The sequence below is a fragment of the Salinispirillum marinum genome (genome assembly GCF_042650105.1).
GTDB classification, from domain to species: domain Bacteria; phylum Pseudomonadota; class Gammaproteobacteria; order Pseudomonadales; family Natronospirillaceae; genus Salinispirillum; species Salinispirillum marinum.
Genome location: NZ_JBHSAL010000002.1, coordinates 1 through 14,992 on the forward strand (window position 1 = coordinate 1; position 14,992 = coordinate 14,992).

At 53.4% G+C, this 14,992-nt stretch carries 15 protein-coding genes and 2 tRNA genes; 11 read left to right on the top strand and 6 right to left on the bottom strand.

The genetic code is table 11. The annotated features are described in order from the left end of the window. The first annotated feature begins 174 nt into the window (after positions 1-174). The 7 genes from ACFOSD_RS07210 to ylqF all read left to right on the top strand — a co-directional run bounded on the left by ACFOSD_RS07210 (position 175) and on the right by ylqF (position 5,887). Positions 175-250: transfer RNA gene (locus tag ACFOSD_RS07210), tRNA-Val, on the top strand. Between the two features lie 5 nt (positions 251-255). Beyond that, positions 256-332: transfer RNA gene (locus tag ACFOSD_RS07215), tRNA-Asp, on the top strand. Positions 333-455: 123 nt separating this feature from the next. Continuing rightward, positions 456-1,016: an Lcl C-terminal domain-containing protein gene (locus ACFOSD_RS07220; RefSeq protein WP_380695001.1), complete on the top strand. Its 561-nt coding sequence runs from the start codon at positions 456-458 to the stop codon at positions 1,014-1,016. A 143-nt stretch (positions 1,017-1,159) separates the two neighbouring features. Next, on the top strand, positions 1,160-3,175 hold the full coding sequence (locus ACFOSD_RS07225; RefSeq protein ID WP_380695003.1) for an FAD-dependent oxidoreductase: 2,016 nt from the start codon (positions 1,160-1,162) through the stop codon (positions 3,173-3,175). A 98-nt stretch (positions 3,176-3,273) separates the two neighbouring features. Continuing rightward, positions 3,274-4,035 (top strand): hypothetical protein, encoded by a 762-nt coding sequence (locus ACFOSD_RS07230; protein WP_380695005.1) that lies wholly within the window; start codon positions 3,274-3,276, stop codon positions 4,033-4,035. A gap of 6 nt (positions 4,036-4,041) precedes the next feature. Beyond that, positions 4,042-4,926 (top strand): 1-aminocyclopropane-1-carboxylate deaminase/D-cysteine desulfhydrase, encoded by an 885-nt coding sequence (locus ACFOSD_RS07235; protein WP_380695007.1) that lies wholly within the window; start codon positions 4,042-4,044, stop codon positions 4,924-4,926. 49 nt (positions 4,927-4,975) lie between these two features. After that, a complete protein-coding gene (gene ylqF, locus ACFOSD_RS07240; protein WP_380695009.1) occupies positions 4,976-5,887 on the top strand; it encodes a ribosome biogenesis GTPase YlqF in 912 nt (303 codons plus the stop codon). Here the strand turns inward: ylqF and ACFOSD_RS07245 are convergent. From ACFOSD_RS07245 to ACFOSD_RS07260, 4 genes are all read right to left on the bottom strand, one after another. Continuing rightward, positions 5,873-6,583: an SDR family oxidoreductase gene (locus tag ACFOSD_RS07245; RefSeq protein ID WP_380695011.1), complete on the bottom strand. Its 711-nt coding sequence runs from the start codon at positions 6,581-6,583 to the stop codon at positions 5,873-5,875. The genes ylqF and ACFOSD_RS07245 overlap by 15 nt on opposite strands. 309 nt (positions 6,584-6,892) lie before the next feature. After that, positions 6,893-8,062, bottom strand: coding sequence for an MFS transporter (locus ACFOSD_RS07250; protein ID WP_380695013.1), 1,170 nt, complete (start codon positions 8,060-8,062; stop codon positions 6,893-6,895). A 66-nt stretch (positions 8,063-8,128) separates the two neighbouring features. Then, positions 8,129-9,106, bottom strand: coding sequence for an asparaginase (locus tag ACFOSD_RS07255; protein WP_380695015.1), 978 nt, complete (start codon positions 9,104-9,106; stop codon positions 8,129-8,131). A gap of 1 nt (position 9,107) precedes the next feature. Further along, on the bottom strand, positions 9,108-9,434 hold the full coding sequence (locus tag ACFOSD_RS07260; protein ID WP_380695017.1) for a hypothetical protein: 327 nt from the start codon (positions 9,432-9,434) through the stop codon (positions 9,108-9,110). A 100-nt stretch (positions 9,435-9,534) separates the two neighbouring features. Here ACFOSD_RS07260 and rmuC point away from each other — a divergent pair, with 100 nt between their 5' ends. Continuing rightward, positions 9,535-10,923 carry a DNA recombination protein RmuC gene (rmuC, locus tag ACFOSD_RS07265; RefSeq protein WP_380695019.1) on the top strand — a complete coding sequence of 463 codons (1,389 nt, stop codon included), beginning with the start codon at positions 9,535-9,537 and terminating at the stop codon, positions 10,921-10,923. Continuing rightward, the gene (locus tag ACFOSD_RS07270) at positions 10,920-11,813 is read left to right on the top strand and encodes an NAD(P)-dependent oxidoreductase (RefSeq protein WP_380695021.1); all 894 of its coding nucleotides are present in this window, start codon (positions 10,920-10,922) and stop codon (positions 11,811-11,813) included. The genes rmuC and ACFOSD_RS07270 overlap by 4 nt, the downstream gene beginning before the upstream one ends. Here ACFOSD_RS07270 and folX read toward each other — a convergent pair. Then, positions 11,810-12,181: a dihydroneopterin triphosphate 2'-epimerase gene (folX, locus tag ACFOSD_RS07275; protein ID WP_380695023.1), complete on the bottom strand. Its 372-nt coding sequence runs from the start codon at positions 12,179-12,181 to the stop codon at positions 11,810-11,812. The genes ACFOSD_RS07270 and folX overlap by 4 nt on opposite strands. Then, a complete protein-coding gene (gene bcp, locus ACFOSD_RS07280; protein WP_380695025.1) occupies positions 12,178-12,654 on the bottom strand; it encodes a thioredoxin-dependent thiol peroxidase in 477 nt (158 codons plus the stop codon). Before bcp ends, folX begins: the two co-directional genes overlap by 4 nt. Positions 12,655-12,892: 238 nt before the next feature. Here bcp and ACFOSD_RS07285 point away from each other — a divergent pair, with 238 nt between their 5' ends. Next, positions 12,893-14,275, top strand: coding sequence for a Wadjet anti-phage system protein JetA family protein (locus ACFOSD_RS07285; RefSeq protein WP_380695027.1), 1,383 nt, complete (start codon positions 12,893-12,895; stop codon positions 14,273-14,275). Further along, a complete protein-coding gene (locus ACFOSD_RS07290; protein WP_380695029.1) occupies positions 14,275-14,991 on the top strand; it encodes a DUF4194 domain-containing protein in 717 nt (238 codons plus the stop codon). The genes ACFOSD_RS07285 and ACFOSD_RS07290 overlap by 1 nt, the downstream gene beginning before the upstream one ends. The last annotated feature ends 1 nt before the right edge of the window (position 14,992 follow it).

A 14,992-nucleotide genomic window follows, 5' to 3' on the forward strand; every position in this document is an offset into this window, starting at 1 on the left:
TGAGGCACAAAGTGCCTGACTGACCACCGAGTTAAAGTGAAGCAGTGTTTTATGATTTACCGAGTAGCTTGGGTGTGTAGCTTTTATGCCCGGATGGGTACAGCTGGGGCACGAAGTGCCTGACTGACCGCCGCGTTAAAGTGAAGCACTGATTGATGATTTACCGAGTAGCTTGGGTGTGTAGCTCAGCTGGGAGAGCATCGCCCTTACAAGGCGAGGGTCAGCGGTTCGATCCCGTTCACACCCACCATTCGCGGACCGGTAGTTCAGTTGGTTAGAATGCCGGCCTGTCACGCCGGAGGTCGCGGGTTCGAGCCCCGTCCGGTCCGCCAACTTTAAGTAGACCTCCATATAAGCTTTATTTAAGCAATCTTGTGACAAACGCTTTAGCTCACTGACGATTGTGTTATTCTTTCCTGTAACTTATGTCTAACCACAGGTACACGGAAAACATAATGCTACGGTTTGCGTCACGCCTCCGTCTTATCACTATCTTCCTATTCCTTTCTTTGCCTGTCTTGGCCAATGCCCAGCTGATCGAACAACGTTTTGAATTGCGCGGAGCCACTGTGGTCGATACCTCGACCGGGCTGCAATGGATGCGTTGCTCTATTGGTCAAACATGGTCAGGCTCTAGCTGCCAAGGCGACGCCACACAGTTGACCTGGATCGATGCTGTCAGGGCTGGTCCGTTATTGAACCAACAAGATATCCCGGGTTTCGAAGGGTTTACCGACTGGCGGCTCCCAACGCTGGAAGAGCTACTGTCGTTGGTTTATTGCTCAAGTAACCAACCGGCGCGTTTTAAAGGCAATAATACAGCAGGGTGTCGAGGGCGTTATACCACGCCGACGATTGTCGCTAGTGTTTTCCCGAATACCACCAGCGGCTGGTATTGGACAACGACGTCTGAATCTTCCACTCTGGCATGGAGTATTGCTTTTCATTATGGTTATGCAGATAACGATCAGAAAACACTGCGAGAAAGTGTGCGCTTAGTACGTGTAGCTGACTAAATCATCAGATATGGGAATCTTAGATTGTGATTCCCATCATTTTTTTCATTAATTCTGCGCCGATGTTGGTTAGTGTATCGCCCCGCGTGTTTTAGGTGATAATTTAAACGCTTGTTTGAATAACGTCTAAAAGGACGCCGCTCATGTCTTTTCCAGCTGTATTTTCGCCCCTTGATTTAGGCCCGTTCACAGTCCCCAATCGCTTGATCATGGGGTCTATGCATACTGGGCTTGAAGAGTCGCCAAAGCATTTTGACCGGCTGGCGACGTTCTTTCAGCGTCGCGCAGAAGGTGGCGCTGGGTTGATCATTACCGGCGGCGTAGCACCGACCGATGCAGGTCGAGCGATGCCGGGTGGTGCCGCGATGCTGACTCAAGAGGATGCAGACTGTCATCGATGCATTCCGGAAGCTGTGCACGCGGTCGGTGGGCGCATTTGTTTGCAGCTTTTGCATACTGGCCGATATGGGTTTCACCCCAATGTAGTGAGTGCAACGGAGCAGCAGGCACCCATTTCACCCTTTGCACCGCATGCTTTAACCGACTATGAAATTCAGCGCGAAATTGCGGGTTTCGCGGAAGCTTCGCGTTTAGCCGAGTTGGCCGGTTATGATGGCATCGAGATCATGGGTTCCGAAGGTTACTTTATTAATCAGTTCACCTCGCCAGCACTGAATAATCGGACAGATCAGTGGGGTGGGGCGGCAGAAAATCGGCACCGGTTAGCCATAGAGATTGTTCGTGCAATCAAAGATGTCGTGAGTCCTCAGTTTCTAATTATTTTTCGGATTTCTTTGTTGGATCTGGTTCCGAATGGTACACCATGGGAAGAGGTAGAAACCTTAGCATTGGCCTTGGAAGCGGAGGGTGTGCACCTGTTCAACTCAGGTATAGGTTGGCATGAATCTCGCCTGCCCACGATCGCTTCAATGGTGCCGTCGGCGGCTTTTTCTGATGCCACAGCCCGGTTGCGCAAACTTGTGCGGATTCCCGTCGCGGTGACCAATCGTATCAACATGCCTGAGCAGGCCGAAACGTTGCTGCGCGATAACGTAGCGGATCTCGTCACTATGGCGCGTCCTTGGTTGGCCGACGCCGACTGGGGGAAGAAAGCGCAAAACAATCAGGTTGCCGATATCAATACCTGTATAGGTTGCAATCAAGCCTGTCTGGATCATGTGTTTGTCGGTAAAGCAGTCACCTGCTTAGTCAACCCCTATGCTTTGAACGAGCATAAGCTAAAGATTATTCCAGCGGAAAAACCGCGCCATGTCGCCGTCATTGGTGGTGGGGTGGCAGGTATGTCGGCCGCTGTCGAGGCGGCGCAACGTGGCCACAGTGTCACACTGTATGAGAAGCGCGATCGTCTCGGTGGGCAATTTCAGTTGGCCGCCGCTATCCCCGGTAAAGAAGATTACGCGCAAACACTCCGCTATTTTGAAACCCGGCTAGCTGCCCTTGGTGTGCGTGTACAGTTGAACCGACCCGTGACCGTGGAAGATCTGACTACGGCACAAATTTCCAGCGTTATTCTCGCTACCGGCGTCAATCCTCGCGTCCCGGACTTGCCGGGTGTCGATCTGCCCAATGTTGTGCGCTATGACCAACTCTTGCGTGGTGAAGTAGCGCCGGGCCAGCGCATAGCCGTCATCGGTGCCGGTGGGATCGGCTTCGACGTGTGTGAGTTCTTATTGCACTGTGATGCTCCCGTCACCGACAAAGCGGCTTTCTTACGCCACTGGGGGATTGTCGGTGAGGGTAATGCGCAGGGTGGGTTGGCACAGCCACAACCGCACCACGCCACGCGGCATATAACACTCTGCCAACGTTCTACCCATAAGCCGGGCAAGACGTTGGGTAAAACCACGGGCTGGATTCACCGCACGGCGCTGAAAATGGGCGGGGTCGAGCATCTGGTCGGCATCGAGTACGAACGCATTGATGACGCCGGGTTGTGGTACCGAAAAGACGATACGTTACAGTGTTTAGCGGTTGACCAGATAGTTCTGTGCAGCGGGCAGGAATCCGAACTCGGATTAATGCACGACTTACAAGCAGCCGGTTTCGACGTGAAAGTAATCGGTGGTGCCGAGAAGGCGGCGGAGTTGGATGCAAAGCGGGCGATTCGACAAGGCGTGGATGCAGCGATGACACTCTGACCTGCGTCGTCATTCCAATGCTATTTCCACGTCAATCATTGTACGTTCAGTGGGTTGATGCATAATGATATGCATCGTGAGTCGTCGAAGGAGCCTGTGTGCACGCGGAAGCCATCTTTTTTTTCGATGAAGGTCGAATCTGCAAGGAAATGCGCTTTGCAGAGTTTGATGCCGTACTGGATGGTATGGTGCCTATGATGTCGTTCGCAGACCGGCGATTGGGCACCGCGTATGTGCAGTTGGACGAGCAATTGATCGTAGTGGCGGTTGTATTTTTCATCGTGGAGTTCGATGCTCGCGGTATGGTCAGTGCCAAATGGAACCTGCCGCTGCGTGACCTTGCGGATCGGGGTAAGCCGGGACCAAAACTGGGAGATGTGTACCCTAAAATGGTCTGTCGTACGCAAGGACCTATGCGCTATACCGAGCAACTATGGGAGCCTTTTCGGCGTACGGTACATGATCCCTATTGGGAAATATCGCGCATGTTGAAGCGCAACAAACTGGGCTTTTCGGCGCACAAGTTGTCCCAAGTCGAGTCTCTGGCTTCTATAGAGCCCTCAGACAATGATGTGCCAACCCTTACCTCGACGGCGGTAACCGATCCTTCTTCGACGGGCTCGCAGCGCCTGGCTGAGTTAGAGCGGCAATTGCAGTCAGCGCGTGAAAAAGTGGGACATTATCAACAACGCGATGAACAGTGGCAGCGCAAAGTACGAGCCTTACAACACGATTTAGAGACGGCACGCCATGAACTGAGTAAGGCGACGACGCTGAATCAGCGACTAACTCAGTACGTCAGACAACTCAAAGTGGCAGTTGCCAAGCGCGTTCAACGTCCCGTTGAACCATTGAAATAGAGTTTTATGGTTCAACCTCTCCTGCTGCAACGCCTCAATCATCCAGAACTTGTTGCACGAAATATTCGCTGCTCGGTGTGGCGGGAGGACCTCAACCACCCGGTGATTTCTGGAAATAAATGGCACAAACTGGCACCTTGGTTGGCGCTAGCAGCCGAGCAAAATAAGCGTGGGCTTATGTCTTTCGGTGGGCGCCACTCCAATCATTTGCACGCGTTAGCGTATGCTGGACACCATTGCGGTTTTACTACCAAGGGCTGGGTGCGTGGGCATCCGGCAGAAGGCATGAGCCCAACCTTGGCCGATTGTTTGCGCTGGGGAATGGAGGTTATTTTTGTGTCCCGGGCACGTTATCGCCAACGTCATGGACCAGAATGGCGACGGTGTGCCGAACAGCAATGGCCCGATTTTGTGTTCATTCCGGAAGGAGGTACCTCACCTATTGCCGTAGAAGCTGTGCGCCAATGGGGGCTTGAGTTATGGGGAAAATTACCGAGCGGCACAACCTTGTTGGTGCCGGTCGGGTCCGGTGGCACCTATGCCGGGTTGGCGCTCAGCGCACCTTCCGTGCAGCGTATCATAGCGGTGCCTGTCTTTAAGCAACCTGAGGCTACGTTACGTAGCCTGCAACATCATTACGATTTGCCCGGCGGGCAATGTTGGCCTGCGGCAGGGCGCGGCTTCGGGCGCAACAGCGCGGAGGAAATAGCGTTCGGTCGATTCTTTCAAACCCATTTTGGTGTGCCGTTAGAGCCGGTGTATAACTTGAAAGTCGCCTATGTATTTTGGCAGCGCTTGATGCGTAATGAGTTACCCACCGGCAGCCAGTGGGTATTGTTGCATACCGGTGGCTTACAGGGCCGTCGCGGAACAGAATTGTCTGCAAGCTAGTGATGCTTAACGTACAATAGCACGCACATCTTATTAGGTAGCCAGTAGCGTGCAAATTCATTGGTATCCGGGCCATATGCACAAAGCCCAACGCAAAATACGAGAAGTTTTTCATCAAGTCGACGTCATGATCGAAGTTTTGGACGCACGATTGCCGTTGTCCAGCCGCAATACCTTGCTCGCCGAAATTCGTGGTACCAAGCCCTGCTTGATGGTGCTGAACAAAACCGATTTGGCCGATAGCTCGGTAACCAAAAAATGGCTGGCGTGGTACAACGCGCAAGAGGGCGTAACCGCCTACGCCACCCACAATGGCGAGCGCAAACGACTGCAAGACATACCGCAACTGTGCCGCGACATGGTGCCGCGTCGGGGCATTCCAGGAAAACCGGTACGAGCATTGATTGCGGGTATTCCCAACGTCGGCAAGTCAACGCTGATCAATTCTTTAGCCGGACGTAAGGTAGCACACACCGGTAATGAACCCGCGGTGACCAAGAACCAGCAGAAGGTCGATGCCGGAAAATATTTTCAACTATTGGATACCCCGGGCATCATGCAACCCTCGCCAGGCGATGTGTTGGCGGGTTATCGTTTGGCAACCAGTGGCGCCATTCGCTCCACCGCCATGGAGTACGAAGAGGTGGCTTTATTTGCCATTGACTATCTGCTGCAACGTTATCGCGGTGCTCTGGCTAAACGCTATGGTATTTCAGAAGACAGTGACGACGCAGCGCAGATACTGCCGGCCATTGCCGAGCGCCGTGGGTGTATCCGTGACGGCGAGCTGGATTTGCATAAAGCCAGTGAAATTGTGCTCAATGAATTCCGTGCCGGGAAACTTGGTCGAATCACCTTGGAAGAGCCGCAACGCGAACTGCCGTATCGGTTGCTGCCCCCGGAACCGGTGCACGACGAGTCTGACGACAGCGAACCTCCAACTGGCTTACATCGCCAGTGACCGTCCACCATCGACCCGAATACTGGCACCGGTTAAATAGGGGTTGTTAATAATATAGTCTACGGTTTGTATGACGGGTGAAAAGCCACCTAATGTCTGCAAAGGGGTGGCTGCCAATACCTGTTTTTTCGCCGCCTCGGAATGCTCCGGAAGAAAGGCTAAAGGGCCAGGTAAAATGGCATTAACGCGAATTTTCGGGGCCAGGCTGATCGCATAACTGTCGTTCAAGCTCTGCAAGGCGGCCTTACTGGCGCAATAGAGACGAAACTTGGGACTCGGCTTTTGTACATAGATGTCGGTCAGGTGAATGATGTTACCGTGTTGGTATGTCGAGTTGGCAAGGTTGTCGCGTAAGGTTTCATTGAGTATAAATGGGACCTGAATGTGCACTGAAGAAAAAGTATCGAAATCGGTTAATGCTTGGGTGCGATCATCCGGCGTAGGTGAAAATGCGGAGGCATTGTGGATGAGCACATCAATGCTTGGGTGTTTGTGTGCTATGTCGTCCGCAAACTGTTGTACGGCTGTGCGGTCCGTCAGTTCAAGTGGGTACAATTCGGCACCCATGGAATCGAGCGTGGCGATTTCGGGGTACGACTGCCGATAGGTGCCTATCACCTGATGCCCTTGGGTCAGAAAATGCTGCGCAAGTTCGAATCCTAAGCGACGTCCCACACCGGTAATAACCACCTTCATAATTCACACCCCTTTTGATAACGTAAAAAACACCGCGCAAAAAAGAACCCCGCGACCTGTTAAGGCCGCGGGGGAAAGATTGCCCAGCAATAGATCGTCCATAATCCTTTCTGACTTCATCCTGAACTCAGCGAGTGCACTTCTAATGAAGCACAGGTCGTGCCAACAAATCTCTATTCTCAAAACTTTCTGCCAAACCCCTGTAACGTCAGTACTTCTGGCCAAATTAGTCGAGGCTCTTTTGGTTCTTGCGGTAACCAATTCACAAAATTAAATACGGACAAGAAACCAAATTGGTGCACTTTGCCCTCAATTATGGCGTTTATGAGCACATTGCCAGAGCGCCACAAAGGCGATGACCATGGCGAAAAAACTGCCCAGAAACACCTGTTCGTAGCCTAGCCATTCGGCAATCAAACCACCTGCCGCTGCGCCGACTAACCCGCCGGTTTTGATTGCGTTGGAATACAACGTAGAGGCCATGCCTAAGCGATCTTGCATTAATGATTGGAAGACACTGATGCCCATGCCCGCCGCCAAGCCAATCAGCAATGCGTTGAATATTTGCCAGACCATCAAGAGTGTGAAGCTGGAAAACAGGAAAATCCCGGCGTAAAACACCAAGCCTCCAGCCACGGCTACCCAGAGTGGTCGAAACAAAGGCCAGCGATGAGCCATGGCACCGGCGCCTACCATCAAGGGAATTTCTAAGCCTGCGGCCAAACCCATCAATACGCCGGGAGCAATACCCGCAATGCCCAGCGTTTCGCGCACATACAAAGGCATGTAGACGATGTACATACTGTTCGCCGCGAAAATGGCCGCCATCATTAAGAACAGCCACTTTATCCGCCGATTGGTGGGTATCTTGACAGCTGATGGTGGTTGATAGGGCGCGTCTTTTAACCCCGGCAGCAACAACAGCGCCAAGCCAAACATAGCGCTGGTGATCCACATCAAGTAGGTGAAACCAATGCGTTCAAACAGCAGGTAGGCGAGTGGAGGGCCGATAATCCAACTGAATGAAATGCTGGCGCGCAACACTGACTGAAACAGCGCCGCTTCGGCGCTGCTGATCTGCTCGCGCGCCAAGGCAAACAATTGCGGTTGCGCGGTTGCTGACAAGCCAAACCACAGCATGCCGATCATCAGCAATAGCCCGTAATGGGTGGTGTAGCCCATTGCCAGGGCTCCCAGTGCGCTGATGGTCACGGCGACCCACAGGATTCGAACCCTACTGAGGCCGCGGTCTGATGCTAGGGCAAGTCCATGGCTCACGCCGATGCCAGCGGCAGTATTGAGTAGGAAAAAGATCCCAATCCAAAAAGGTGAGATACCCAAGCCAGTTGCCAAGTGGGTACTGAGCACGGGAAACACGGCGGCTCCGGCCAAGCCGAGCATTAAAGCGAGAGTGAGCAGACGCAGAATTTTAGGTGAAAGCCAGAAGGCCACTCCATGTTGTGATACGGTGGAGGTCATAGTGTTCTGTTATGGGCAATAAAAATAAAAACGGTAAGCCGATAAAGGCTTACCGTGAGGCTCAGGCTAACTGGCGTTGATTGGCGGCAGCTCTTGTGTCCATGGCAACAAGAGCTGTTGCGCGATATCGACATCATTGTCGAACAAGGTGAGCAGCACGCGGAGTTTGGCGGTTAATGCCTCTAAAGTCATTGTGCCGCTGCCAATCAGTCCGGTTTCTCGCAGGGCCGCCGCCGCCTCATAGCGATCCATATCAACATTGGCGCGATAGCATTGGCTGCGATTAATGAGCAATGTGCCCTGGTTTTGGGCCACTTTCAGCATCTCGCGCAGTTCAGGCGAGTCGGGAGCATTGCCACTGCCATAGGTCGACATGATCAAGGCACGGGGTTGCGTTTTCAACAGCGCAGACAAGCCCTGCAGGCTGTTGCCCGGCAAGCAATAATATACCTCAATGGCAGCATCGCTGGCAGGAATGCAGCGCGGTTGACTCGCCTCCTTTTCTCCTGTTGCGGCCAGATGTACACCGTGTGGCGCGGCAAAGGTCTTGAGTCCGTCCGTGTCGATTTTGGTGACATGCGCACCATGAAACAACGTCTGGTTAAACGCTAGATAGACTTCGTGCAGGTCACGCCGCTGCGCGTGCTGCAACGCTAACGCAACGTTGTCTAGACCATCGGTGTGGCTCTCCCATACCGGTATTTGGCTGCCTGTCAGAATCACCGGCTTGCGGGTTCCGCGTAGCATAAAGTTGAGTATAGAACTGGTGTACGCCATGGTATCGGTACCATGCAAGACCACGAAGCCATCGTAATCGTGATAATGGGCTACGATGTCTTCGGCCAGCGTATTCCAGTGCGCAATATTGATATGAGAGGAGTCGATCAACGGGTTGTATTCCAGCCAGTCAAATTCTACGTCCATATCTTCTTGGCGTACGTGGGATCGAATTCGTGATTCGAGATAGCCGGGTTGTGGTCGCCAACCACGGTCTGATGGCACCATACCAATGGTGCCGCCGGTGTAGATGAGCAGTAATTTCATATCAGTTAATCAGTAATTGTATTTCGCGCACCAATTTGTGCGCCTCATTATAGGTTCGAGTCCGGCGCGCCACCTGGCTCAGATTATCGGCCAACCAGCCCAGTTGCGGGCTGATGGAGCGCAGTTGCTCGCTGATGGGTTCATATTTGAAGTGACCATCTTGGATGCTGACCTTATGGAGTTCAATCAGTTCATCGGTTAGGTTGCGCGATAGGTTGTGCAAAATGTCTTTATGGTCCATGGACGCTGTTTCCCAATACAGGTCATCCAACATCTTGATGAAGATATCCAGTTTTTCAGTCGCTTCGAGAATGGTTATTCTGGTCATGGTTCCTCTATATGTTGGGTGTCACCACAATGTTGTGGGTGTAAGATACCAGAATTCTCATTCCAAGCACCGTTGTGTGTAGAAAAAACAAGGAAAAGGCATGCCCGCTGAACTGCTCGCCCTGCTCACCCCGATGACCATCGTGACCTCCATGCTCTTGGTTTCTTTTTTGGCATCGACCCTCTTTTTTTTCCTGCGTGCGCAGCGCTTAACCTTGGACACCGTGCGTCTGCGCGCAGAGTGTGAGGCGTTAGAACGCCAACAAGCGCAACAACTCGAAAGGGTAGCGCAATTGCAGGAAGACCGAGAGCGTTTAGAAGATGAAGGGCGCAATGCCGAACGCAGTTGGATGAACACCCGCAACCAGTTAGAGCGTGAGCTGGCGTTGGCGCGCAGTACGTTGGACAGCGAGCGGCGACAAATGGCGGAAAAGATCAGCTTGCTGGAAAATTCGGAACAACGGCTCAACAGCCAGTTTGAAAATCTGGCCAACCGGATTTTTGAGCAGAAGCAACAAGCCTTCAGCAAAACCAGTCAGGAAAGTCTTAATCATTTAATGCAGCCCATGCGTGAACAACTGAAAGACTTTCGCCAACGGGTAGAGCAGGTCTACGAGAAAGACACCGACGACCGCCGCGAGTTACGCCTGCAACTGGCCAGCCTTCGTCAGCTCAACGAAGAAATGAACCAGGAAGCGCGCGCTTTGACCAACGCCTTGAAAGGCGAGAAGAAGTTGCAAGGCAACTGGGGCGAAATGCTGTTAGAGCGCATTTTGGAAGAAAGTGGGCTGCGGAAGGGCCACGAATACGACACACAGTTAAGCTTTACGGGTAAAGATGGCAGTCGTCAGCAGCCGGATGCGGTGATTCACCTGCCCGACCAGAAAGATGTGATTGTCGATGCCAAGGTGTCGTTGGTCAGTTTCGAGCGCTATTGCAATACCGAAGATGACGAACGCGCGCTGCACCTTAAAGGCCACTTGAAGGCGGTTCGCAATCAGATGGAGAATCTGACCGCCAAGAATTACGAAGACATCGCCGAGTTAAAGACACTGGATTTTGTGTTGATGTTTGTGCCCATCGAAGCGGCGTTCCTGCTGGCGATGGAAAACGACCCGCAACTGTTTCGGGATGCGTTCGACCGCAACATCATTTTAGTCAGCCCGAGTACGCTCTTGGCGGTGTTGAAGACTATCCATAACATCTGGCGTAATGAACAACAGAATCGCAATGCCCAGACCATTGCCGAAGAAGCGGGCAAGCTTTACGACCACTTTGTACGCTTCACCGAATCCCTGCAAGACGTGCAAAAACATCTGCGTAAAACGCAAGAAAGTATGGATCAATCCATGAATCGTCTGTCCAGCGGGCGCGGCAACTTGGTCGGACGAGTCGAGAATCTGCGCAAGCTGGGTGCACGAAATAAAAAACAACTGGCTTTGGCCGATGAATCGCCAGACGGTTTGCCACTGGAGGAAGACAGCGAATGAATGACGCAACCACTGCATCCAATAAGGTAGCCTTTATCGGCATGGGCGTCATGGGGTATCCCATGGCGGGCCACCTGCAGCGGGCAGGTCAAGATACCTGTGTTTACAACCGCACGACCGAAAAGTCCCAGCACTGGGTGGCCGAATACGGTGGTCGCTCTGCACCGACACCCGCGCTGGCCGCTGACGGCGCCGCGGTGGTCTGTTTGTGCGTCGGTAATGACGACGACGTGCGCAGTGTCGTGTACGGCGATCATGGCGTATTGAGTCGAATGGTGCCCGGTACGGTGCTGGTGGACCATACCACCACCAGTGCAACCTTAGCGGAAGAGCTGGCCGCTGCCTGCGCTGAACGGGGCGTGCATTTTATGGATGCACCGGTGTCGGGTGGGCAAGTCGGTGCTGAAAATGGTCGGCTGACCATTATGTGTGGCGGTGAGCCGGACGTGTTTGCTCGCGTGGAACCCTCATTGGCTGCTTATGCGGCACACCTTCAGTTGATGGGCGGACACGGACAAGGGCAGCGCTGTAAGATGGTGAACCAAGTGCTGATCGCCGGTATTCTACAGGGGCTCAGTGAGGGAGTGACCCTGGCGCAAGCCGCTGGGTTGGACATGGATGAAGTGATCACCGCATTACAACAAGGGGCGGCAGGCTCTTGGCAGCTCAATAATCGGGCCAGCACCATGGCAAAAGGCGAATTCAACTTCGGTTTTGCTATTGATTGGATGCGCAAGGATTTGGGGATCGTACTGGACGAAGCCAAGCGGCTGGGTGTCCATTTGCCATTGGCAAAAGAGACCGATGCGCGCTATGCCCGACTGCAAGCAGAAGGGCTGGGGCGTATGGATACGTCGGTGCTGATCAAGGCACTGAAGCCTAACGCCTAACGCGTAGCCTGCAACGTCATCGACACTGAATCGGCAAACCGCAGCGCTGCTACTTTGTCGATCTCGACCGAGGCATACTGCACTTCGGGGTGCGACATTACCAGATTCAGCACCTCACGGGTCATCTTTTCCAACAGAGCAAAGCGGTTGCCCTCGACGAAATTGATGACTTCTTTGCAGATTGTACGGTAGTTCAGGGTCTTCTCAATTTCTTCCGCATTCCACGCACCGGTGCCATCAAACAGAATCACCAGATTCAGCACGACATCCTGCTTGTTCTTGATCTCCTCTTCTTTGATGCCCACATAGGTACGTAACCGAAGGTTCTTGATTTGAATTTTTGCCTGCTGATCGGATTGTTGAATCACAGGCTATCCACCACGGCCAGTACATCATCATGGTGCGACTTGGTGGTCACCTTGCCCATCACATGGCGAATCACACCATCTTCATCAATGATGTAGGTAACACGATGCACGCCATCGTATTCTTTACCCATGAATTTCTTCAATCCCCAAACACCATAAGCGTTGCAGAGGGTGAGATCTTCATCACTCAACAAGTCGAAATTCAGATTTTCTTTCTCGATGAATTTCTGCAGGCGCTTGGGTGCATCCGGGCTCACGCCCAGCACGACCGTATTGCGTTGCTCGAAGTCGGCACGGGTATCCCGAATACCACAGGCTTGCGTGGTGCAGCCGGGCGTCATGGCCTTGGGGTAGAAATACAGCACAACTTTTTTGCCTTTGAAATCCGCCAACGACACGGATTCGCCATGTTGATTCAGTGCGGTGAACGCCGGTGCCGGGGCGCCCTCGGTCAACAGTTTTGCTTCAGCCATCGTGTTTTCCTTGTGAAAAAGTTGAAGGGAGCACTCTAGCGCGCGGGCCAGAGTTTGTCATCGTCATGTGATACGAGCGGTATGCTAAATTGGTTCTCTGTGCCGCCCGCTGTGGTAGACTTGCCGACCCATATTCGAGCGACAGGTTTGCTAACACGTCATGTTTTTTGAGGACAAACAAAGCCAGTTTTTCCGCCCTCTGGTGAGTAAATACCGTGCTCAAGCCGCAGAGTGCCTAATGGCTTTGTACCAGCGCAGCTACGGTGCGGAGGCTGATTATGGGCAGGCCGTTGAGCGCTCGCAAGTGGTAGAAACCTTTCAGGAAGCCTTGGTGCGCACGCCGTTGCTGGCCGATCAGACGACGCCAGAACCGGAATTTGACGACAATGAAACACGGTTCCGCGATGCGCGTGAGCACGCCAATTGGCTGGTGAACCAACTGTTGGATGCCGGTTGGCTGGCGCGTATGGTGGATGACGCCACCCTACAATCAACTCTGGGTTTTACCCGTGCCGGGCGGCGTTTTACGGAAGCTTTTATTGACGACAAACGGCGCAATCAGCAACGTTCACGGCACCGCAATACCCGTAACACGCGTAATGCATTACAAAGCTTTTTGGCGCACGGTGAAGTGTACGATTTGTTGGACGCGTACGACTATTCCGAGCGCATCATCAGTGATTTCACCGATGTCATAGAAGAATTGAACGAGCGCCGCCGGGCGCTGGTGCGTGAAATGCAAAATGAATTCGATGTCCAGCGGGTAACCGCCGAGTTCTTTGAATTTATGGAGCAACGGTTTCAACCCGACATTGCCATTCGGCTATCGGCAGACAGCGTCGAAAAATACCGCGAGCAAATCAGTGCTGTTATCCAGCGTATTCGGCGCAAGCCCAAGGCTTTCAAGGTCGAGGCGGAGCAGCGTTTGCGTGAACTCATGCCGGATTGGGTGCAGCCTGGCCGTTCTGTTTTGTGGGCCGTATTGGATGGCATAGAGCGTCGGCTAAAAAACGCAGCCGATATTATGTTGCCCGCGTTGCGACGTTCTTTGCAGCATTTTACCAAGCGTGCCGACATCATCATTCGGCAAATGAATTATCTGGCCACGCAAAAGCACGCCGATGTCGCGGCAGCACTGAGCCGTCTGACCAACCTACCGAGCGCTGAGCAAGACCGACGCCTCGCGGCCGCTGGCGCGGTGCTGGCACGTTGTCAGGTGGGCTTAATGGACCCGGAACACATTCGGCTACCGGAGCGTGCCCGCAGTGCGGCCATCAACCATCAGTTGACCACCGAGCCCGAGGGCGACCAAAGTGCCCGACAAGCGGTGTATGTGCAGCAAGCTTTAGATCAGGCTTTTTACATCAGCCAGCAAAAACTCCAGCACTACATTGCTGAGCGTTTAGCGCAGCAAGAGCAGTTGAGCAGCGCCGACCTGCCGATCGACAGCGCGGAAGACTTTATGGCCGTCGCCCACCTGATCAGCGCGGGTCAACTGGCGGACTGGGTGGTAGAACCTACCGGTCGACGGTTACAGGATGACTATTTTTATCAACGCGATGAGTTTGTGCTGTCACGCCGCACGCTGTCGCCGGAACCTTCTGTTAGGGAGACGCCTTGATGTTGGAGGCCTTGGAGCAACAACTGGATGCCTTAGGCATTACCTTGGATGAATTCTCGGAATTGACCATTCGCTTGCTGGACTACGGCATCATCAGCCGCGACGACAGCCAGATAGAACAACAATATTACGACCGCTTGGTGCGCTGTGAAGCCTTGCTGGTGGACTATTTTGCCGTTCTGCGTATCCGGATACTGCACGACAAACAATTTCATTTTGTGCGCCTGTACCCGCCCGGTGCCGAGGTGCCGGGGCAGCCGAGTCAGGATGCACTGCAAGGCGCACCGTTACGTCAACGACCATCGCAACATGAAGTGGCGCTGATCTTGGTTTTGCGCACGCTGTACGATCAGGGCCTACGCGAAGCCCGAATGGATGAACAGGGTGTGGTGGCCACCACGGTCGAGAATGTGGGTATCACGCTGCGTAATTTGATGGGCCGTAGCTTGCCTGAGAACATCACCGAGCGGCGACAGCTTTGGCGTCGGCTGCGCCAATGGCGCTTGATTCGGATGGCAGAAGACGCCGTGTTAGACCCAATAGACGCGGTATTGCATATCCGGCCCACCATTGTCAGTTTGGTCAGCGATGCGGTACTGCAGCAGCTGGAACAGCCCGCGCAGCCACCCATGGAGGAACCAGAACCGACCGAGGGAACACCAGAGCAGAGCAACGTCGGACAGGACGCGCAAGACATCGCGCAAGAGAGCCAGTAAC